Annotated in this window: 18 protein-coding genes and 3 pseudogenes; 14 read left to right on the top strand and 7 right to left on the bottom strand. The window is 56.8% G+C overall.

Annotated features, from left to right (window positions below; translation table 11 throughout):
- Positions 1 to 52 precede the first annotated feature (52 nt).
- Both ACZ1HE_RS20955 and ACZ1HE_RS20950 read right to left on the bottom strand, forming a co-directional pair.
- Positions 53 to 1,303, bottom strand: coding sequence for an ABC transporter substrate-binding protein (locus tag ACZ1HE_RS20955; protein WP_472623953.1), 1,251 nt, complete (start codon positions 1,301 to 1,303; stop codon positions 53 to 55).
- 42 nt (positions 1,304 to 1,345) lie between these two features.
- Complete coding sequence (locus ACZ1HE_RS20950) at positions 1,346 to 2,242, bottom strand: N-acetylmuramic acid 6-phosphate etherase (RefSeq protein ID WP_472623951.1); 897 nt, start codon at positions 2,240 to 2,242, stop codon at positions 1,346 to 1,348.
- Between the two features lie 157 nt (positions 2,243 to 2,399).
- On the opposite strand from ACZ1HE_RS20950, the gene ACZ1HE_RS20945 reads away from it, so the two are divergent.
- The 12 genes and pseudogenes from ACZ1HE_RS20945 (at position 2,400) to ACZ1HE_RS20890 (ending at position 14,293) form a co-directional block, all read left to right on the top strand.
- Positions 2,400 to 3,290, top strand: a complete 891-nt coding sequence (locus ACZ1HE_RS20945; RefSeq protein WP_472623949.1) for a glucosamine kinase nucleotide-binding domain-containing protein — start codon at positions 2,400 to 2,402, stop codon at positions 3,288 to 3,290.
- Positions 3,287 to 4,054 (top strand): GntR family transcriptional regulator, encoded by a 768-nt coding sequence (locus ACZ1HE_RS20940; RefSeq protein WP_472623947.1) that lies wholly within the window; start codon positions 3,287 to 3,289, stop codon positions 4,052 to 4,054. The genes ACZ1HE_RS20945 and ACZ1HE_RS20940 overlap by 4 nt, the downstream gene beginning before the upstream one ends.
- Before the next feature lie 8 nt (positions 4,055 to 4,062).
- Positions 4,063 to 5,095 (top strand): annotated as a pseudogene (locus ACZ1HE_RS20935) (SIS domain-containing protein).
- Positions 5,092 to 6,243 (top strand): N-acetylglucosamine-6-phosphate deacetylase, encoded by a 1,152-nt coding sequence (nagA, locus tag ACZ1HE_RS20930; protein WP_472623945.1) that lies wholly within the window; start codon positions 5,092 to 5,094, stop codon positions 6,241 to 6,243. Before ACZ1HE_RS20935 ends, nagA begins: the two are co-directional and overlap by 4 nt.
- Before the next feature lie 711 nt (positions 6,244 to 6,954).
- Complete coding sequence (locus ACZ1HE_RS20925) at positions 6,955 to 7,344, top strand: hypothetical protein (RefSeq protein ID WP_472623943.1); 390 nt, start codon at positions 6,955 to 6,957, stop codon at positions 7,342 to 7,344.
- Entirely contained in the window at positions 7,289 to 7,993 is a 705-nt protein-coding gene (locus tag ACZ1HE_RS20920) for a cupin domain-containing protein (protein WP_472624587.1), read from the top strand. The genes ACZ1HE_RS20925 and ACZ1HE_RS20920 overlap by 56 nt, the downstream gene beginning before the upstream one ends.
- Positions 7,990 to 8,689 (top strand): annotated as a pseudogene (locus ACZ1HE_RS20915) (fumarylacetoacetate hydrolase family protein). Before ACZ1HE_RS20920 ends, ACZ1HE_RS20915 begins: the two are co-directional and overlap by 4 nt.
- A gap of 3 nt (positions 8,690 to 8,692) precedes the next feature.
- The gene (locus ACZ1HE_RS20910; RefSeq protein WP_472623941.1) at positions 8,693 to 9,883 is read left to right on the top strand and encodes a 3-hydroxybenzoate 6-monooxygenase; all 1,191 of its coding nucleotides are present in this window, start codon (positions 8,693 to 8,695) and stop codon (positions 9,881 to 9,883) included.
- A gap of 81 nt (positions 9,884 to 9,964) precedes the next feature.
- Entirely contained in the window at positions 9,965 to 11,011 is a 1,047-nt protein-coding gene (locus ACZ1HE_RS20905) for a TRAP transporter substrate-binding protein (protein ID WP_472623939.1), read from the top strand.
- Between the two features lie 61 nt (positions 11,012 to 11,072).
- Positions 11,073 to 11,658: pseudogene (locus ACZ1HE_RS20900) on the top strand (TRAP transporter small permease).
- On the top strand, positions 11,655 to 13,154 hold the full coding sequence (locus ACZ1HE_RS20895; RefSeq protein WP_472623937.1) for a TRAP transporter large permease: 1,500 nt from the start codon (positions 11,655 to 11,657) through the stop codon (positions 13,152 to 13,154). Before ACZ1HE_RS20900 ends, ACZ1HE_RS20895 begins: the two are co-directional and overlap by 4 nt.
- Positions 13,155 to 13,315: 161 nt before the next feature.
- Positions 13,316 to 14,293 (top strand): efflux RND transporter periplasmic adaptor subunit, encoded by a 978-nt coding sequence (locus ACZ1HE_RS20890; RefSeq protein ID WP_472623935.1) that lies wholly within the window; start codon positions 13,316 to 13,318, stop codon positions 14,291 to 14,293.
- Between the two features lie 111 nt (positions 14,294 to 14,404).
- Here ACZ1HE_RS20890 and ACZ1HE_RS20885 read toward each other — a convergent pair whose 3' ends face one another.
- Positions 14,405 to 15,427: an aspartate-semialdehyde dehydrogenase gene (locus ACZ1HE_RS20885; protein WP_472623933.1), complete on the bottom strand. Its 1,023-nt coding sequence runs from the start codon at positions 15,425 to 15,427 to the stop codon at positions 14,405 to 14,407.
- Between the two features lie 95 nt (positions 15,428 to 15,522).
- Positions 15,523 to 16,695 carry an MFS transporter gene (locus tag ACZ1HE_RS20880; protein ID WP_472623931.1) on the bottom strand — a complete coding sequence of 391 codons (1,173 nt, stop codon included), beginning with the start codon at positions 16,693 to 16,695 and terminating at the stop codon, positions 15,523 to 15,525.
- A gap of 119 nt (positions 16,696 to 16,814) precedes the next feature.
- Here ACZ1HE_RS20880 and ACZ1HE_RS20875 point away from each other — a divergent pair, with 119 nt between their 5' ends.
- Positions 16,815 to 17,999 carry a DUF3095 domain-containing protein gene (locus ACZ1HE_RS20875; RefSeq protein WP_472623929.1) on the top strand — a complete coding sequence of 395 codons (1,185 nt, stop codon included), beginning with the start codon at positions 16,815 to 16,817 and terminating at the stop codon, positions 17,997 to 17,999.
- A 20-nt stretch (positions 18,000 to 18,019) separates the two neighbouring features.
- Here ACZ1HE_RS20875 and ACZ1HE_RS20870 read toward each other — a convergent pair whose 3' ends face one another.
- From ACZ1HE_RS20870 to ACZ1HE_RS20860, 3 genes are all read right to left on the bottom strand, one after another.
- The gene (locus ACZ1HE_RS20870; protein WP_472623927.1) at positions 18,020 to 18,799 is read right to left on the bottom strand and encodes an aldolase/citrate lyase family protein; all 780 of its coding nucleotides are present in this window, start codon (positions 18,797 to 18,799) and stop codon (positions 18,020 to 18,022) included.
- Between the two features lie 93 nt (positions 18,800 to 18,892).
- Positions 18,893 to 19,873, bottom strand: coding sequence for a 3,4-dihydroxyphenylacetate 2,3-dioxygenase (gene hpaD / locus ACZ1HE_RS20865; protein WP_472623925.1), 981 nt, complete (start codon positions 19,871 to 19,873; stop codon positions 18,893 to 18,895).
- Between the two features lie 61 nt (positions 19,874 to 19,934).
- Entirely contained in the window at positions 19,935 to 20,336 is a 402-nt protein-coding gene (locus ACZ1HE_RS20860) for a 5-carboxymethyl-2-hydroxymuconate Delta-isomerase (RefSeq protein ID WP_472623923.1), read from the bottom strand.
- A 111-nt stretch (positions 20,337 to 20,447) separates the two neighbouring features.
- Between ACZ1HE_RS20860 and hpaR the strand changes: the two genes are divergently transcribed.
- Positions 20,448 to 20,885, top strand: a complete 438-nt coding sequence (hpaR, locus tag ACZ1HE_RS20855; RefSeq protein WP_472623921.1) for a homoprotocatechuate degradation operon regulator HpaR — start codon at positions 20,448 to 20,450, stop codon at positions 20,883 to 20,885.
- The last annotated feature ends 97 nt before the right edge of the window (positions 20,886 to 20,982 follow it).

Genomic DNA, 20,982 nt, shown 5'->3' with positions numbered 1-20,982 from the left:
GTTTGGGTGACCCCGGGCGCGAACGCCCGGGGTCCGTTCTTGTGAGTGGTGGTTACTTCTGAGGTTCGTACCAGCTGGCCAGACCATCCTGCAGGCGCTTGCCTGCGTCCTCGGGGCTTTCGGCACCTTTGATCACCTGTGTCGAGGCATTCCACGTCTCGTTTTCAAGGTTCGGCGTGCCGCGCGACAGGATCTGATAGGTCGAACGGATGGTTGATCCGCATTCGCCGCGCCAGCTGACGAACTCTTGTGCCAGGGGATCTTCCATTGGGACATCAAAGCTGGACAGCGAGAAGAAGCCCGGCAGTGCGTTGGCATAGATGTTGGCGAACTCTTCAGAGCCAACCCAGTTCAGGAAGGTCCGGGCGGCCTCGGGATTTGGCGATGCTGCGTTCATGCCGATGGCAATGTCGGTATGGTCCGAAATGTAGCAGTCGTCGCCCGCGTTCTGTACCGGCGGCTTGAAGGCCCCCATTTCGAAATCAGCCAGGTTGTTGAAGCCGCTGATTTCCCAGCTGCCCGCCGGATAGATGGCTGCGCGACCAAGGGTGAACAGGTTTTGGCTGTCGGGATAGGTCTGTGCCTCATATCCATCGCCAAGGTAAGCGCCCCATTTGGCCAGTTGGCGGTAAGGAGCAACCCATTGTTCGTCTGTCAGCTTTTGGGTGCCCTGAATAAGGCCAACGCGACCTTCTTCGCCCTTCCAATAGTTGGGGCCGATGTTGTTGTAGCCCATGGTCGCGGCTTCCCATTGGTCATTGGTGCCCATCGCCATCGGGATATAGCTGCCGTCCTCTTTGATCTTGTCCAGAGCGGCAAAAAAGTCAGCTTCGGTTTCAGGCACCGCGATACCCAGCTCTTCAAACGCGTCCTTGTTGTAGATGAAGCCGTGAATGACCGAGGCCATCGGGACGCAGAAAGTAGCGGAGCCATCGTCAGTCTGCCATGCCGACTTTGCCACGTCAGAGAAATTTGCCATGCCCTCGAGATCGGACAAGTCTGCCAATTGGCCGTTCTGATACAGGCCCAGTGACGTATCGAAGGGGCGGCATGTGATCAGATCGCCTGCCGAACCGGCATCCAGCTTGGCATTGAGAACGGCGTTGTATTCTGCTGGGGCAGAAGGGGTGAATTTGATCTTGATGTCGGGGTTTGCTGCTTCAAATGCGGGGATGATCTTATCCTGCCATAGCGTCAGGTCATCGTTGCGCCAGCTTTCAATTGTCAGTGTCGTTTCGGCGAATGCGCCACCACCCAGAACGGTTGATGCCAGCAAGGCCGCTGTTGCCATTTTTGTAGTCATAATCTCTCTCCCTGTCGTTTCTTGTTTCATCCCCATCGGGGGTTATTTCAGTTGCTGCATGGCGGGGCGCAGTTGCCCGTTGGTCGAGGCCAACAAGTGCCGAGCGTGATCCGGTGACCGGGCCCCCATTGCCAGCAGAACGGCCTGTTTCACATTGCCCTTACATTTGCTTAGATTATCACGCGCGGCGTCACCCGGTGCTCCGGTGATCCTGGCGACGATGCCCTCGGCGCGATCCAGTAGTTTGCGATTGTCGGCGACGACATTCACCATCATGCCATCCACCACGTGACCCATTCGCACGCCCATGAGTGTCGACATCATGTTAAGCGCGGCTTTTTGAGCGGTTGCTGCGCCCAAACGAGTTGAACCCGCAATGAGTTCGGGTGGGGTCGGAATGCAGATTGCGATATCGGCTTGTTCAAAAAGTGGGGCCTCGGGATTGTTGGCGATGCACACAACCCGAGCACGTTTGAGTTTGGCTTGTTGGACAAACGACAAGGGAAAGGGTGTGGTGCCGCTGGCCGAAATCGCGATGACGGTGTCTGTGACTGACACTTCGGCGGCAGCGTTGATGCCGGCGCGTTCATCGTCCTCGGTATGTCCGGGCATGTCTGCTCCGGTGGGAATGCCGTCGGCCATATGAATTGATATTCGGCTGGGGTCTATGCCGTAGGTGCCTGGCAGCTCGGCGCCGTCAGCCAATGCCATAAGACCGGAAGATCCGGCTGCGGCATAGTGCAGTCTTCCCCCTTGATTGAGTGTATCAACCATCAGATTGGCGGCGCGCGCGATGTGCGGGATGCAACTTTCAATGGCGCTCAGAGCTGCTTGTTGGCTGGCAAGCAGGCGGGATAAAATGACATCGTCGCCGCAAAGATCCAGATCTTTGGCGTGCTGATTCAATTGTTCTGTTTGTGGCACGTCTAGCGCAGGCATACAGAATCCCCCGATTCTTACTCATGATACCTATGCAATACCTTTTGTCTATATGGTACGGCTGTTAGTTGGAAAAACGGCTATGATTTGCTTTAAACGTTGGTGTTTCACCGTAAAGGTCTTTATTTGGGGGAATAGGTATTGTAAAGGTATCTACATGACTGAAACCCGCTTTCCATACCTGATCGCGATTGATGGCGGTGGTACATCCTGCCGATTTGTGCTCGATATGCCAGACGGGCGCGAGGCTCTGACGCTGGGCAGCGCAAATGTGTTTTCGGCGTTTGACGAGGCGCTGGCAACGCTAGTGTCTGGTCTCGAGCAGCTGGCGGACCGTTCCGGATTGGCGCGCGATGTATTCTGGCGCATTCCTGTTTATGCCGGTCTTGCTGGTATCACAGATCGTGCTTCTGCCGAGCTGGTCGAGCAGCGACTGCCGAACTCAGTGCTTTTGGTAGAGGATGATCGCAGATCCGCGGTTGTCGGTGCGCTGGGCAAACGTACAGGTGCGGTGATCGGCATTGGAACCGGGTCTTTCTTGGCGCGCCAGACGGTGGATGGCATTACGTTTCTGGGTGGATATGGCGCGGATTTGGGAGACGAAGCGTCAGGCAACTGGTTGGGCAGGGCCTTGCTGCGGCGCGCTCTGCACGTGCTTGACGGTATGTCACCGACAAGCCCCCTGATTGAGCGGTGTCTAAGCGGGTTTGGGCAGGAAGCCCATCGAATTGTTGCGTTCTCGGCCTCGGCCAGCCCGGCGGATTATGGTTCCCTGGCGCCGGATATCGTCGAGGCCGCAAAACAAGGCGACCCAGTTGGGCGTGAGCTGGTGTTGATCGGTGCGCGCTACATCTCGGATGGTCTGTGTGCCCTTGGACACCGACCGGGTGAAGCAATCTGTGCGCTGGGCGGTCTGGCCGCGTGCTATGAGCCTTATCTTTCTGACGAGATCAAGGCCGACTTCACAGATCCGACAGGGAGCGCGCTGGACGGGGCCTTATTGCTGGCCCGTGAGTTTGCACAGGCGCATGCGCAGGAGGCCGTATGAGCACCGATACCATTGAAAGCTATCTGAAGGCGGGCCGCTGGATCGACGAGGCAGCGGGGCCGCGTTATGTGAGGCTGCGTAAGCGGCTTGAGGAAAGCATCGAAAGCGGGCTGCTGGACAAGAGCGCTCCATTGCCTGCTGAACGTGAGATTGCCAGCCTGACTGGGTTTTCTCGGGTGACTGTGCGGCGGGCGATGCAGGATCTGGTTGACCGCGGGATCATTGTGCAGCGGCAGGGGTCCGGGAGTTTTGTCTCCGATGGCGCCCCCAAAGTGGAGCAATCGCTGTCGCGGCTTACCTCATTCACAGAAGACATGCAGCGACGCGGCTTCGAGTCAGACAGTGAGTGGTTGGAGCGTGGGCTTCACATTCCCTCACCGGAAGAGGTGATGGCCCTGGCTCTTACCTCAGGGGAATCCGTAGCGCGCATCGTGCGTTTGCGGCGGGCCAACGACAGGCCGATGGCCATTGAATGCGCCTCGTTGCCGACAGATATTTTGCCGGACCCGAACTCGGTCACGACGTCTCTCTATGCACGACTGGAGCAGGATGGAAACCGACCGGTCCGGGCTTTGCAGCGTATCTCTGCCATCAACCTTCAAGAAGACGAAGCAGAGGTCCTGAACGTCAAGGTTGGCAGCGCCGGGCTGCGCATCGTCAGAACCTCGTACCTTGAGAACCGAAGGGCCGTTGAATTCACCCGATCGACGTATCGTGGTGATGCCTACGATTTTGTCGCGGAGCTTCGGTTGGCCAACACATAGGATCCGAAATGGACACCCATACATCCAAGATGCGGCAAGAGATCCGCGAGATACCCGAAGCGGTGGAACGCCTGGTTCGAGTAGGCGGGCCCAATATAGCAAGAGTGGCCGCTGAGATCCGGCGCCGTGATCCATCGTTTGTAGTCACTGTGGCGCGGGGATCATCTGACCATGCCTGTACGTTCTTGCAATACGCTTCGGAGCTTTTGTTAGGACTGCCGGTGGCCTCAGTTGGCCCGTCGGTTGCCTCGATTTATGATCGCCGCCTGAAGCTGGATAACGCGTTATGCCTGGCGGTGTCTCAATCGGGGCGCAGCCCGGACATCGTCAGCATGGCGCAAAATGCCGAGCCGCGATGGCGCCATGGCGGTGGCGATCACAAATGATGCAACCTCTCCGCTGGCACAGGTTTGCGCCGAGACCCTGGACATCTGTGCCGGACCAGAGTTGAGCGTTGCCGCGACCAAGACCTTTGTCACGTCCGCCCTGGCGGGGTTGCTGCTGCTGGCAGAGTGGGAGGGGGATAAGGAATTGCTGCGTGCGATCGCCAATTTGCCCGAACAACTGGATGCGGCGACCAGACTGGACTGGCCCGAGGTGCGGGATGCCATTGGCACACATGCCTCACTGTTCACGCTTGGCCGTGGACATTCACTGGCCATGTCCAACGAAGCTGCCTTGAAATTCAAGGAAACCTGCCAGTTGCATGCCGAGAGCTACTCTTCCGCCGAGGTGTTGCACGGGCCGGTATCGATCGTGGCAGAAGGGTTCCCGGTGTTGGGCTTTGCGGCTGCAGATGCCGCTGAACCTGCACTGGCAGAGATTGCCGATCAAATCAGCGCCAAGGGTGCAATAGTGTTCGCGACCACAAACCGGGTGAAACAGGCCTGTTGTATCGAGCATGTGCGAACCGGGCACCCGTTGACCGATCCTTTGAGCCTGATTGTGTCATTCTATTCCATGGTCGAGACATTTGCCGCCAGCCGGGGTATTGATCCGGACGCACCGCGCCACCTCAACAAGGTCACGGAAACCATATGACACCAACCATGATCGCACTGACCGGGGCCGAGATCCTGATTGATGGTGGGTTTGTTGGGGATCGGGCCCTTGTCCTGCGTGGGCCGAGCATTTGGGACGTTGTGCCTGCCAATTGCATTCCGCAGGGCGCGGTGGTCGAAACGCTTGGCGGCGGTCGGTTAATCCCCGGATTCGTGGATTTGCAGGTCAACGGAGGCGGCGGTGTCATGTTCAATGATGCGCCAGATGTGCAAACCCTGCGAACAATTGCGGCGGCCCATGCCGGGATCGGAGCGACTTCGATCCTACCGACGTTGATCACGGATACAGCCAAACAGGTGTCTCGGGCCATTCAGGCTGTCGAGGATGCGATAGAGCAAAAGGTGCCGGGCATAATCGGGCTGCACCTTGAGGGACCTCATCTGTCTGAGGCGCGCAAGGGCGCGCATGATGGCGATCTGATCCGACCGATGACTGACCAGGATTTGCGGGAACTGATTGAGGCAGCTGGCAGGATACCGGTGCTCAAGGTAACCGTCGCGCCGGAAAGTGTGGATGAAGGTCAGATTAAGGCTTTGTCTGATGCGGGGGTGCTGGTCTCACTGGGACACACTGATGCGGGATTTGACGTCTGTAAAAGCGCGGCCCATGCAGGCGCACGCTGCGTAACCCACCTGTTCAATGCGCAAAGCCAGATGGGCAACCGCGAACCGGGTGTTGTGGGAGCTGCACTGGCCTTGGGCGAGCTTTCAGCGGGGTTGATTGCTGATGGGGTGCATGTGCATCCAGCATCCATGGTGAATGCTTTGCGCGCCAAAGCTGCCCCCGGGCAAATCTTTCTGGTGAGCGACGCAATGGCGACGGCGGGATCCGACGTCCAAAGTTTTCAGCTGAACGGGAGGGAAATCCGAAGAGCGGGCAATCGCTTGACGCTGCAGGATGGCACGTTGGCGGGTGCGCATTTGCCCTTGGCGGTGGCGATCCGGAACCTTGTGGAAAGGTGTGACATTGCTTTGCCAACAGCGATTGAGATGGCAAGCCGGACACCCGCTGAGCTGGTCGGAGCAACTGCGTTGGGACACCTGAGTCCCGGTATGCAGGCTGACGTCCTTTTGGTGACTGAGGAAATGGAAATCAAACGCGTTTGGCAAAAAGGCCGCGCTGTTTGAGCCACTAAAGTCTCCGCCCGGAAAACCTGAGACGCGAAAACCCTTTCCTGCCTCCGGCATTCTGGGGGCATTCGTGCAGCTGTCTTGATCCCGCTACAAGGCCTAAAATTTTAGTGAACTGCTAAAGACTAGAACCCTGGAGGGTCCCCGCCAAAGAGGAGGGGGTTCTCTTTGACGGGGAAGGCCAGGCTGGGTGTAGCGGCAAAGCCTGGCCGTCGGTCAGTATGTTCAACAAAAATATTCGAACGTGCTGACCTGCCCATCGGAGCGCCTGCCGGAGCAGGGATGCTGTTCTAACGTTCCTGAACCTATAAACTGGGGGAAGGTTCAAGAGGTCAATGCTCCGATGAATTTTGATTCCTTTGGTTGAGCCCTGACTTGGGCTGAAATGTCGTTTGGACCTACGGTTTCCCACTCCCTTGGAGTCCAGTGACGCTATCGCTTTCGTCATAGTGATTCATTTTTATCTCTATTTTGCAGTTGGACGCTGCGGGCTGTGCAAGGCAAGAGCCAAGAAGGCAAGGTGCTCGGAGAGGCTGAAAGTGAGCGAATTCATGCCTATGCAATCTGTGGTTGTTGGCAAAAAATAGCCCGAATACACGATGAAGAGGTGGGCCTGCCTGAAGTGTTACAATAGGTTCCGAAGGTTACGATTAGGTGTTACTATTTATGGTAAGTATACACCTTATAGCCGAAGATTGGGAGCCTAAAATGTCGGGACCATTGGCGGGAATTGAGGATCTGCCTCAGGCATACCGAGACGAAATGGAACAGGTAGGCGTTGCTCCTCTTTGGCCGATGATGCGAAATGTCCTTCCGCACGGGGCACCGCAGCCGGTCACCCAGGCAGGATACTGGAGTTACGAACATATCAGACCTTTGTTAATGCGGGCGGGAGAGCTGACACCTGTGGAAAGAGCCGAACGCCGTGTGCTGGTCCTGTCCGATCCGGGACGAGGGCCGGGTGCCATGCAGGCAACGGCGTCGATCTATTTAGGTATGCAACTGCTGCTGCACTGGGGAAAGTGCCCCGGCTCACAAGCATATTCCATCTGCGGTACGGATCATTGTCGAGGGGACCGGTGGCTATTCGGTTGTTGATAGCGAACGGTTGCCAATGAAAGAGGGTGATCTTGTCCTGACCCCTTCGGGGGAGTGGCATGATCACGGTCATGAGGGTGATGTGCCGGTGGTTTGGTTGGATGCTTTGGATCTGCCAGTGTTTGTGCAGCTTGAAGGGTCTTATGCGATTGAGGGCGACTTGCAGGCTCAACGTAACAGACCAGATGCCAGCGAGGTGGAATACAAGGCGGCGGGTCTGGCTCCCACCCGGAGGCCAGATCACCGCGCCCGCCGCTTTCCGATGTTGCGCTACCCCTGGACCGGGACCGAGGCGGCGTTGCGCCAGATGGCGGCTTATGGTGGGGATGAGATCGCAGAATTGGATTACATCAACCCCGAAACGGGCGAGGACATTTTGCCCACGCTTGGGTTCACGGCGATGATGTTTGGCGCGGGGCAGTCACAAACCCCGCCATTGCGGTCGTCGTCTTGCGCGTTTCATGTGATCAAGGGGCGGGGCCGAACCGAGGTTGACGGGCAAGTGATCGAGTGGGGGCCAAAGGACACGTTCACGGCGCCGGTGTTTGCCGCTATCTCTCATCAGGCGGAGAGCGAGGCCTTTGTGATCCGCATTCATGACCGTCCGCTACAGGACAAACTTGGCTACTATGAGGAGCGCGCGCGATGAGCGACAGCCTGTTTTCCCTGCCCCAAACCCCCGGCATCCCCGTGAACGGAGAGGCGGCGACGTATCCCATTGGGCGGATTTTCTGCGTCGGCCGGAACTATGCCGCACATGCCGCCGAGATGGGGCATGAGGTGGATCGTGAGGCGCCTTTTTATTTCACCAAGTCGGCGCCGAATGCCGTGCTGACGGGGGCGAACTTACCTTACCCTCCGGGCACCGAGAGTTTTCATTACGAGATGGAATTGGCTTTGGCGATTGGCAAGCCGGTGTTCCGAGCCGATAGCGGGCAAGCGTGGGATGCAGTGTATGCCTATGGCTGCGCGTTGGACATGACGCGGCGGGATCTGCAGATCCGCGAGCGGAACAAGCAGCGACCACTGGGATCTGGGCAAGGATGTTGAGCAATCCGCTGTTTTTGCGCCTCTGACCAAGGTTGCAGATTGGTCGCCCAATGAGGAAAAGCGCATTCATCTGTCGGTCAATGGCGAGGTCAAGCAGGATGCAACGCTGTCCGAGCTAATCTGGAAGATTGACGAAATCATCTGCCATTTGTCGGGGTTCTACCACCTGCGGCCCGGTGATCTGATCATGACCGGGACGCCTGCAGGTGTTGGGCCGGTTGTGGCCGGTGACGTGATCGAGGGCGGTATTGATGGGTTGGACCCGATTGCCCTGACGTTGAGCGACGCGGAATAAGCGATGGTTCAGGATCGCATCCTGATCGCTGGTGGTGGGATTGGCGGTCTGGCTGCGGCGCTGGGCCTGGCCCAGCGCGGGCGACGGGTGTTGGTTCTGGAAAAAGCCGCGCAGTTTGGCGAGATCGGAGCCGGAATACAGCTTGGCCCCAATGCGTTTCATGCTTTTGACTATCTGGGTGTGGGCGATGCCGCGCGGGCGATGGCCGTTTACATCGACAATCTGCGGCTGATGGATGCGCTGAGCGGGGAAGAGATTACTCGGATACCGCTGGGCGATGAGTTTCGCGCGCGCATGGGCAACCCTTATGCCGTGGTACATCGGGGTGAGATGCATGGGGTGTTTTTAGGCGCCTGTGAGGCGAATCCCTTGATCGAACTCAGGACCGAGGCAGCGGTTCAGGGTTATGAGCAAGATGGTGACCGCGTTCATGCGGTTCTGAGCGATGGCGCGCGTGTTGAGGGTGTGGCGTTGATCGGAGCGGATGGGTTGTGGTCCAAAGTTCGCAAGCAAATGCTGGACGATGGGCCGCCGAGGGTCTCGGGACATACCACCTATCGCTCGGTCATTCCGGTGGATCAGATGCCGGAGGCGCTGCGCTGGAATGCGGCGACGCTGTGGGCAGGGCCGAAATGCCATGTGGTGCACTACCCGCTGACGGGCGGACAGAATTTCAACCTGGTCGTGACCTATCACAACCACGCGCCCGAACCGGTGGCAGGCAAGCCCGTTCCGGTCGAAGAGGTGCGGCGTGGGTTTGAGCATGTGCACCCACTGGCACAACAGGTGATCGAACAGGGGCAGGATTGGAAGCTGTGGGTTCTGTGCGACCGTGATCCGGTGATGGACTGGGTCGAGGGGCGCGTAGCCCTGCTGGGTGATGCGGCCCATCCGATGCTGCAATATTTTGCCCAAGGCGCCTGCATGGCGATGGAAGATGCTGTTTGTTTGTCAGACATGGTGGCCTGTCACGGTGATCTGGAACAGGCTTTGTGCGCCTATCAGCAGAAACGGCGCTTGCGTACGGCGCGGGTTCAGTTGCAGTCTCGGGAGATAGGAGAGCACATTTATCATCCCTCGGGGGCTCATGCGGAATTGAGAAATGCCATCATGCGGGAGAAATCACCCGCAGATTGGTACGGGGAGATCGAATGGCTCTATGGCGGCACCGGGTTGGAGAGCGCGGCGTCGTGACCAAAGACTGTAGCAATATATTGCATTGATGTTCCAGATTTGCATTATATTGCTTCAAAGAGGGATCAAAGGGAGGAAATCATGACTTATCGCAGAACCCTAATGGGTCTGATCGGGGGCGCGGCCGTAGCAGCCATGGCCACCGGTTTCGGCGCAACTTCGGCGTTGGCACAAGAGGTTACACTGAAACTGCACCAGTTCCTGCCAGCGCAGGCCAACGTGCCAAAGCTGGTTTTGGATGTCTGGGCGGACAATGTCGAAAAGGATTCGGGTGGTCGGATCAAGGTCGAGCGTTATCCGTCGATGCAGTTGGGGGGTAAGCCGCCAGAGTTGATGGATCAGGCGATTGACGGCGTGGCCGACATCATCTGGACTGTTGTGGGCTACACTCCGGGCCGTTTCCCATCGACCGAAGTGTTCGAGCTGCCGTTCATGATGACCGATGCGCGCGCGATGAGCCGCGCCTATTGGGAAATGTTCGAAAAGCACATGAAGGACACCGAGTTCAAGGATGTGCACATCCTTGGCACATGGGTGCATGGTCCGGGCCTGATCCACACGGCTGATCCGGTGGAAAGCCCCGATGACCTGCAAGGCATGAAGATCCGTGGCGGTTCCCGCTCGGTCAACTCGCTGCTGACCAAGCTGGGCGCGACACCGGTTGGCATGCCGGTCCCTGCAGTTCCCGAGGGTCTGAGCAAAGGCGTGATCGACGGCACCACCATCCCGTGGGAAGTGACCGCTGCGCTGAAAGTGCCGGAACTGGTGGAGAACCACACCGAGTTCACCGGCAAGGCGCTTTATACGCTGACCTTTGTTCTGGCGATGAACAAGCCGAAGTATGAAAGCCTTCCCGATGACTTGAAGAAGGTGATCGACAACAACTCGGGTCTGGAATTTTCTGTCTTTGCGGGTGGAACCATGGCGGATGCCGATGGCCCGTCACGTGTGATTGCCGAGGATCTGGGCAACAACATCATCACGCTGGATGCTGACCAGACCGCCGAATGGCAGGCGCTGGCCATGCCGATCTATGACGAATGGATCGCTGACATGGAAAGCAAGGGCAAGGACGGCAAGGCGCTGATCGAAGAAGCGCAGATGCTGATCGAAAAGTACTCGCAGTAAGTACATCTGACCGTGGCGGTGTCGCCGCCACGGTCGCCATTCCAAGAAAGACGAACGACCGATGCACAAGCTGATGATGGGATTGGCCCGCACGCTGGCCATTGTCGGCGGGATTGTCCTGAGCGCTCTGATCCTGTTGACCTGTGCTTCTATCCTGGGCCGTCTTTTGAACGGCTTTTTCCATGGTGATTTCATGCAAGGACTGGCGCCCGGTTTTTCCGACTGGGCGATTGCGATTGGCATTGGTCCGGTGAATGGTGATTTTGAACTGGTCGAGGCCGGCGTTGCCTTTGCCATCTTCTGCTTCATGCCGCTGTGCCAGATCACGGCAGGCCACGCCTCGGTCGACATTCTGGCAAACAATTTTTCCAAAGGCGTGAACCGGTTCCTGCGGATGGTGATCGAGGTCGCTTTTGCCGGGGTGCTGGTGCTGATTGCCTGGAAGCTGGGCGATGGGATGCTGAGCAAAAAGGAATACGGCGAGACGACATTCCTTTTGCAATTCCCGATCTGGTGGGCTTATGCGCTAAGCTTTGTCGCTTCGCTGGCCGCAGCCATTGTAGGTATCTACATGGCCGGTGTTCGGGTTTACGAGTTCCTGACGGGTCGAGATCGTGATTCATGACGGGATGGAGGCAAGCCATTGACCGCGCTTGAGATCGGGATTGCATCCTTCCCCGCCTTGATGGTGCTGATATTTTTGCGCGTGCCGATTGGGCTAGCGATGTTTGTCGTCGGGCTGGTGGGATTGATCTGGGTCACGGATGGCACGCAGGTGGCCTTTGCGCGCCTTAAGAACGAGACCTACACGACCTTTTCCAGCTATTCGTTGACCATCGTTCCGATGTTCCTGTTGATGGGGCATTTCGCCACTTTGGGGGGCATGTCGAATGCTTTGTTCAAGGCGGCCGAAGGCTGGTTGGGCCACCGCAAGGGCGGTGTGGCCATGGCGTCCATCGGGGCCTGTGCGGGCTTTGGCGCGATCTGCGGTTCGTCGCTGGCCACGGCGGCGACGATGGGGCGTGTGGCGCTGCCCGAGTTGAAGCAATACGGCTATGCAGGCGGTTTTTCGACCGCGACATTGGCGGCGGGGGGAACGTTGGGCATCCTGATCCCGCCGTCTGTGGTGCTGGTGATTTATGCGATCCTGACCGAACAGAACATCGCAAAGCTGTTTCTGGCGGCTTTCATTCCCGGCATCATGGCGGCGTTGGGCTATGTCATCGCGATCTCGGTCTATGTGCGGCTTTACCCTGAAAGCGCGGGCACGCGGCCAGCGGTGCCCTATTCCGAGCGGTTTGCCGCGCTCATTCAGGTCTGGCCGGTGCTGCTGGTCTTTGGTCTGGTGGTGGGCGGTATCTATCTGGGCTGGTTCACGCCGACCGAAGGTGCGGCTGTTGGGGCATTCGGCACGGCGGTGATTGCGTTTTTCAATGGCGGGCTGACGCGCTCGTCGCTGGTTGAGAGCTTTACGGTGACCGCACGGTCCACCGCGATGATCTTTTTCATCGTGCTGGGGGCTGGGTTCTACAATGGTTTTCTGGCGCTGACGCAGGTGCCCCAAGAGCTGTCGAACTATGTGGTCAGTCAGGGGTTCAGCCCGTGGATGGTTCTGGCGTTGATCTTATGTTTCTATCTGGTCTTTGGCTGCCTGATGGACAGCCTGTCGATGATCCTGCTGACGATCCCGATCTTCTTTCCGGTGATCTCGGCCATGGATTTCGACTTGGTTAATCTGGCCGCTTTGCAGGCCGATGCCGCGCGTGAAGTGCTTGCGGTGGGCGTACCCGAGGGGATGGCGGCGGACACGCTCGCGTCCATCAAAGAGGCGATTGCCAACGGGACTGAATTGACCCGTGCCGAGATGAAAGAGCTGGGCATTCGGATAACCAAAGGCATGGCCAACCGGATGGAGGCGGAACATGTCGCGATCTGGTTCGGCATTCTGGTGTTGATTGTGGTCGAGGTCGGGTTGATCACCCCGCCCGTGGGGATGAACCTGTTCATCATCAACGCGATGGACCGCAAAACACCGATGGTCGAGACCTACAAGGCCGTGATGTTCTTTGTCGGCTCGGACATCATCCGGGTGATCATTCTGGTGGCCTTTCCGTCGATCACACTGTTCTTGTTGAGTTTGTAGGCCCGGACTTTACCGGCGAAGCCTCCACCTTTGAACCTGCGGCTCGAGTGCCCCACATACCTGGGACATTCGTGCCGTATTGTGATGCTGTTCAATAGCCGGAAGCGATAGTCTGACTAAGATCTGACGCATATTCCAAGATTGACGCGCCCGATGAAGCTATGAGCGCGCAATTATCTGTTATTTCGATCCCAAATGGCTTGGCAGAAGGTTTGCTGATATCCTCAGACGTACGAGATAGATGTGAAATTCTGATTGTGGGGGCAAAGATGGTTCTAAATTCAATCTCGAAGTTTCTAGGGTTTGTAGGCACTGGCTTTGTCTGTTTTTCCACGCTGGTCGTCAGCGGTATTCTCAATCCCGTTCTTGCTGATGAGAGCAACTCTTCTCAGGTTGAGTTTCCCGGAAGAATTGAAGCCTTGGTGACCTACGATGTGTCAAACTTGATCGACGGCGTCATTACCAAGGTTCACTTTAAGCCAGGTCAATTCGTCAACGAAGGAGACGTTCTTTTTTCCATTCATGCTGAACCCTTTGAGCTTGCTGTTAGAACGCGCCGATTCAACGCAGTAAAAGCGGAAACAACGTTGGATTCGGCGCGCCAAGATCTTGACCGTATTCAAAAACTCAAGAACCGTGGTTCGGCAACCGATGTACAAATGCTCAGGGCTGAAGTCGCTTTGTCGCTGGGGGAAGCATTGGTCGAACAAGCCAAGGCAGAATTGGCGGCTGCGGAAGTTGAATTGAGCAACACCAGCATACTTGCACCGATCAGCGGGGTTATCAGCCGTTCTGAAGTGAACGCTGGCGGCTATGTCAAAAAGGGGCGCGCGCCGTTGGCTCGCATCGATCAAATGGATCCGGTGAGATTGTCTTACGCAATTCCATATGTTGAACGGATAGAGCAACTTGAAATTGACGACCTTAGAAGACCCCAGGAACTGTTGGAAAAAGTAATACTTCGGATAAAGCTTTCAGATACTTGGGTCTACTCGGAGACGACCAAGCCAGAGAATGTTTCCTCGCGGGTAGATTTTCCCGGCGGAACCATCACCATTTGGGCCGAAATCGACAATCCATACTTCCAGTTACGCCCCGGGATGCGTGTGAAAGTATTGCCCAGTTTGGCGACTGAGTAATGTCCACTTTTTTGTCGTTTGGTTTGCGATCAAGTGAGCATGAAAAAACAAACACCCCACCAAAAAATGGCGGGGTGTTTTAGAAAAGCTATTTCTTAAGTCAGACTGATTTCAGCCTTTCTTCAAGACTTCACGCCCCAGCAGTTCTGCGATCTGAACGGCGTTCAGTGCAGCGCCCTTCCGCAGGTTGTCCGAAACGCACCACAGGTTGATGCCGTTTTCGATTGTGCTGTCCTGACGGATGCGGCTGATGAACGTGGCAAAGTCGCCCGCGCATTCGATGGGCGAGACGTATCCGCCGTCTTCGCGCTTGTCGATCACCATGATGCCGGGTGCTTCGCGCAGGATGTCGCGGGCCTCGTCTTCGTCCAGGAACTCCTCGAATTCGATGTTCACGGCTTCGGAATGGCCGACAAAGACAGGAACGCGCACGCAGGTGGCTGTAACCTTGATCGACGGATCGACGATCTTCTTGGTCTCGACAACCATCTTCCATTCTTCCTTGGTCGAGCCGTCTTCCATGAAGACGTCGATCTGCGGAATGACATTGAAGGCGATCTGCTTCTGGAACTTGTTCGGCGGTACGTCCGAGGTTGGATTGTAAACCGCTTTGGTCTGATCCCACAGCTCGTCCATGCCCTCTTTGTCGGCACCCGACACCGACTGATAGGTCGAGACGACAACGCGCTTGATCTTGGCGCGGTCGTGCAGGGGTTTCAGCGCGACAACCATTTGCGCGGTCGAGCAGTTGGGGTTGGCGATGATGTTTTTCTTGGCGTAGTCGTGGATCGCCTGCGGGTTGCACTCGGGCACGATCAGCGGAATGTCCGGGTCGTAGCGATAGAGCGAGCTGTTGTCGATCACGGTACAGCCAGCTGCGGCCGCCTTGGGCGCATAGACCTTGGTTGCTTCGGAACCCACGGCAAACAACGCCATGTCCCAACCAGTGAAATCAAAGGTATCCAGATCCTGGGTCGTGAGTGTCTTATCGCCAAAGCTTACCTCGGTACCCAACGAACGGCGGCTTGCCAGCACGGCGAGCTCGTCCACGGGAAACTGGCGCTCGGCCAGGATGTTCAGCATTTCGCGGCCCACGTTGCCAGTGGCGCCGACGACGACGATGCGATAACCCATTTTCTTTCTCCAGATATCCCGGTCTTATGACCGGCGGCGGTTCCATACAGCGAAAGCGGTCTGGAGGAAAGAGGCTTGGGGTCAAAAGCGGTGTGTCAGTCCACGCTGTCGCGGCTGAAGAGGTAGAACACCAGACCGATCATTAGCGTGGCGGCGAAGAACCCGAATATGATCACATATGGCGCGCTCGCAGTGGTGGCAGCGGCCCCTTCGTGTAAGCGGCCCGAGACGATCTGCATCACACCAACGCCGCCGATGCCAAAGAGGTTCAAGAGCGTCACGCCGCGCCCGACCAGGTGGGCCGGAACAAAGGCGCGGCCATGGGCCATGATGACGGGGAAGGTGGCGCCGGTGAAACCGATCACCGCCAACAGAATGACCGAGGTCCAAACACCCTGGTCAATCCACAAGCACAGCACGACCAAGGCGATGGCAGACAACAGATTGCCGCCAAAAATCACCCATTTGCGCGTGCCCAGGATGCGATCAAGCGGTCCGTAGGCGAAGGTGCCCGCAATCATCGCCGCCCCCATGACCAGCGTGGCTTGTCCAATCTGCCCGGTCGACAGTCCGAAGACGTCCGACAGATATGGTCCGGCCCACAGACCCCGGATCGCACCGGACGGGGCATAGGCCACGAACATCAGCGGCAGAATGGCCCAGAGTGCAGGCAGTTTGAGCAGATCGAACAGTGACCCTTTTTCTTTTGTTTCAACGGGTTCTGGGTCTTGGACGGTCAACCAGATACCCAAAGCAACCACAGCGGACATAACCGCAAGTCCCATCAGCGTGCTGCGCCAGCCGATCAGTTCAACTGCCAGTGCGGTCGGGTAGGAAGCCACCAGATTGCCACTGGAACCCACGCCCAGCATCAACGCGGCCAGGGTGGCGAAGCGTGCGGGAGCATAGTTGCGGGCGAAGATGTAATAGGACGCCATAAGCACTGGCGAACACCCGATCCCGATCAAGACCATCGACAAGCTCACGTGAATGGGGGCCGTTGCCAACGCAAACAGAACTGCACCACCGCTGCCACCTGCGAGCAAAAGCACGGCCGCTGTGCGCCGTGGCCCGATCTTGTCAAGGGCCAGCCCGACGGGCAGCTGCATCGCTGCGAAGGTTAGAAACCAAAGCCCGGACGCAAAGGCAAGGTCATCCGGGGTTGCCCCAATGTCTTGATTCAAAACGCCGCTGAGGACAGCAAGGAAGGCCCGAAAAAACTGGCTGAGCACGTATGCTAGACACAATATGATCAACCCTGCCTGCATGCGACTTCCCTCCGAATGTCTCCTCGGGCAGATGGGTGACATTTTAACCACCCATGCACAAGCCCGTGTGAATTGTTGCATTCACGCGACAACCGGTCTGGTCGCGTTAGTTTCGGGGGATGCAAGGTTCTGTACCCCAAACGATTGTCGCGTTTGACGAAGGCGACCGATTCTATGAGACGCTAGACCCAACGGCGAGCTTTGACAGGCTTGCCGAGCCATCAAGGTATGTTCCTGTTCCAGAGGACTGGGTTGTGGGAACAGCCGACATTGTGGATTCGACCGGCGAAATTGAGCGCGGCCGATATAAAATCGTCAACATGGTTGGGGCGTCAGTCATCTCGGCGATGGCAAATGCATTGGGAAACAACACCTTTCCTTATGTGTTTGGTGGGGACGGTGCATCGTTTGCCTTACCGGCATCCGACCGAAAGATTGCGGAAAGAACACTTGCTGATCTCAGGCGATGGGCGATGGAGAAATTCGAAATCAATCTGCGTGCAGCGATTGTGCCAGTTGCAGATATTCATGCGGCGGCCCGGGATGTTCGCGTAGCGCGCTTCGCGGCCTCGACAGGTGTCGATTATGCCATGTTTGCAGGAGGTGGTTTGGCTTGGGTCGACGAGCAGATGAAAACCGGCAGGTATACGATCGAGATGTCCCCGACCGGGGCTGAACCGGATTTGACCGGTTTGTCGTGCCGATGGAGCAATGTGACCTCGGTACATGGTGAAATGCTGTCATTGGTTGTTCTACCGTCGGCTTCGGCTTCTGAACGCGATTTTGCGGATGTTGCCCAGCGGGTCGTCACGGCAATTGGCACGTTGGACCGAAACGGTCACCCAGTCCCTGCACCCGGTCCGCGCGTAAGGTGGTCGTCTTCGGGCCTGGAAATTGAAGCACGCTCTTTGCGCGGCTCTTTACCGGTTTGGGTGTTCAAGAGCATTCTGTTCTTCAAGACTGTGTTCAGTTGGACGTTGTTCAAGACCGACATGAACGTTGGTTCGTTTGATCCGGTCCACTACAAACAAATGATCACTGCCAATGCCGACTATCGCAAGTTCGATGACGGGCTGAAGATGACGGTGGATTGCGATGCCGATACAAAGGCGCGCATCGAGGACATATTGACCGAAGCTGAGCGTCGCAAAAAAATCCGGTTCGGTTTGATTTCTCAACAAGATGCCATGGTGACCTGTTTTGTCCCGTCGGCAATGCAGGATGACCATGTGCATTTCATTGACGGAGCCTCTGGCGGGTACGCCCGGGCTGCGGCCCAGATAAAGGCGTCAGACCGCAAGTAATGCCGACACTTTTTCGGCGATCAGGGGGTGGTCCGGTCTTTCCACAGTTTTGCCAGGGCACGGGCATGGTTGGTTAGGATCAATACGTCAATGCCGACCGCAAGGAACTGTGCACCCATGTCCAGATAAGCCTGTGATGCATCGTCGGCTACCCCCAGGATACCTGGGGCTTTTCCGGCGGCTTTGATGCGCTTGATTGCATCAGAAATGACTGATCGAACTTCGGGCGCGGCGCTGTTTCCCTGAAACCCCATATCCGTCGACAAATCCGCTGGGCCGATGAACACACCGTCAACACCTTCGACCTCCAAGATCTCGTCCAGGGCCGCGATACCAACAGTGTTTTCGACTTGAACGATCAAGCACACCTCTTGGTTGGCTGTTTGAATATACTCGGACACCGACCCAAATTTTGTTGCGCGTGCGGCCGTCGCACCAACACCGCGCACGCCGGTCGGAGGGTAGCGACATGCGCGCACGAGTTCCCGTGCTTGGTCAGCGCTTTCAACAATGGGCACCAGAACCGTCTGGGCGCCAGCATCCAGAACCTGTTTGATCATCCAGGTCTCGCCGACAGGAACGCGAACGACGGGATGTGAAGAACTGTTTGCAAGGGCTACCAGTTGATCCCGGATTGACCGGATGTCGTTAGGCGCGTGTTCACCGTCGATGACCAGCCAGTCAAACCCGGCTGTCCCCATGATTTCCGCACAGGCGCCTTCCGCAAAACTCATCCAACACCCGATTTGGACATCGCCCCGCAATAGAGCGTGCTTGAAAGGGTTATGTGGTGCGGACATGGAGAGACCTCTAATTCGGGTTATGATGGATGGCTGGGGTGCTTGGTTCGGGTGGAAGTTAGTACCACCACCGAAGAGCTGTCTATATGTAACCTATGGGGCGATGATCGGTTGCGCATTCAGAGCGCTTTCGATCGGAGTGACGCCATCAAAAGTCGATCCATGTTCGAACCAACTGCGCGGCGCGGCTGCACCCCAAAGAGTCTGGCGTTGCGGATCCTTCAGGTCCCACTTGATAGGTTCCAGATCGGGATCGACCGTTTGATAGTCTGAACAATAGATCTCGATGCGATGGCCGTCCGGGTCGAGAACGTACAGAAAGAAAGCATTGGAAATCCCGTGGCGTCCGGGGCCGCGTTCGATGTTGTCTACATAGCCGGTGGTGGCCATCAAATCGAGCAGGTCGATGATGTTCAGAGGGGTGGGTACCCAGAATGCGGTATGATGCAGGCGCGGGCCACGACCATTGGTAAAGGCAACATCGTGAACGCCGCCCTTTCGGTGCATCCAAGCTGCCCAAACCTTACCACTTTCGTCATCCTCGGTGAATTCCGTCGTGCGAAAGCCGATGTCGTTGTAGAAGGCCACTGCTCCATCTACATCTGCCGAGAACATGTTGAAATGGTCAATTCGCAGCGGTTTGACGCCGTTGTAAAGCTTGTATTTTTGGTGGATCGGCTCAAGCCGGTCCATTTTGACGTAAAACTCAAGCGGAATGCCCCACGGGTCGCGCGTGCGCAGGGTTCGCCCCATGAATGGTCGTTCAACCCACTCGACGGGCAGGTTCTGCTCTGAAAAATAGGTTGCTGCCTTGTCGAGATCACTGTCGTCAAACAGTTTGAAGCCCAGCACGCCAACATTCGCAGAGTCTGCCTGGGACAAGACAATGCAATGGTGGCCTCGTTCTTCCATTGCTCGCAGATAAATCTGTTTGTCGTCTTCGTGGGTCACCTGCAGACCCAGTGTATCGACATAGAAAGCCCGAGACGCTGCAAGATCAGTGACCCGGTATTCCACGTGGCTGAGACGCACGATGTTGAACGGTGGGTACAAGTTTGCGGTTGGGACGGGCATCGGGTCTTCCTCTCATGTGTCAGGAGCATGGGGATTGCCCGCCAAGCTCGGTGTGTTTGGTTTATGTGTCGGGCTGTCCAGACGCGGACAAATGGTTCCGGATGGTTCCGGTCTTTGGCGAAAGCTCTGGGTCTATGTCGCGCATTTCGAACGACAGTGCGACGGAATGGATGGCCATGGTCTCAGACAGGAAGCTTTGTGCTGCGTCGAAAATCTTTTGGGTTGCGGCTTTACGGGTTTCCAGGTCCCGGCCACCGCGCAAACGAACCGAGATATCCACGTAAGCGTGAATCGGATTGCCGTCGGCGATCGAAACGTGATCTGCTCTGATTGCTCGAACTCGAACACCCGCCATTGGCAGGACGCCGGTTTCGATGGCGGCAAGTCGCAAGGCATCGCAGAACGCCGCCATGTCGACGCGATCTTCCATGTTTGCCGAGTAGTCAATGGTCAGATGGGGCATGGTTTTCTCGCTCACTTTATAATTAACATGTGAACTAAATTTCTGATTCTGTCAACCATGCGTCTGTCACTCGTCGGTTGAAGTGGGTCAAACTATAGGCGACAGTTGGGTATGCCGAGACCAGACCTTACCACGTCCCGTTCCTTACCGATTGCTCTATTGCGTGCGCGTGAGCGGGTAATGGGCCCCATCCGTGCCATGTTGGCTGATGTTGATATCACGGAACAGCAATGGCGTGTTTTGCGCGTGCTGCAGGAAGAGGGCCCACAGGACCCGACGCAGATCGCGCAGAAAGCCTGTCTATTGCTGCCAAGCTTGACCCGGATTCTTCAGAAACTTGAAGAAAAGGAACTGATCCATCGGAGGCCTGACCCGAAAGATGGGCGAAAACAGATCGTGGAAGTTAGCGAAAATGGTTCTGTCATCATCAAAAACAACCTGAAAACCAGTCTGGATCTGACCCAGAGGCTGCAGGATCAGATGGGCGCGGAACGGTTTGAGCTGCTGTTGGACCTGTTGAACGAACTGGATGGGCTCAACGAAACGTGAGCAACTTTTAGGCGCGTGGCGCAGCCGCTGAAGATTCTGACCGGGGAGGGCAATACCCGGCCTGAAAATTCTGTTAGTATGGTAATGATGTGAGATG

It is taken from the genome of Falsiruegeria sp. JB4-1 (assembly GCF_055693495.1).
This window is presented reverse-complemented; position numbering and strand designations above follow the sequence as displayed.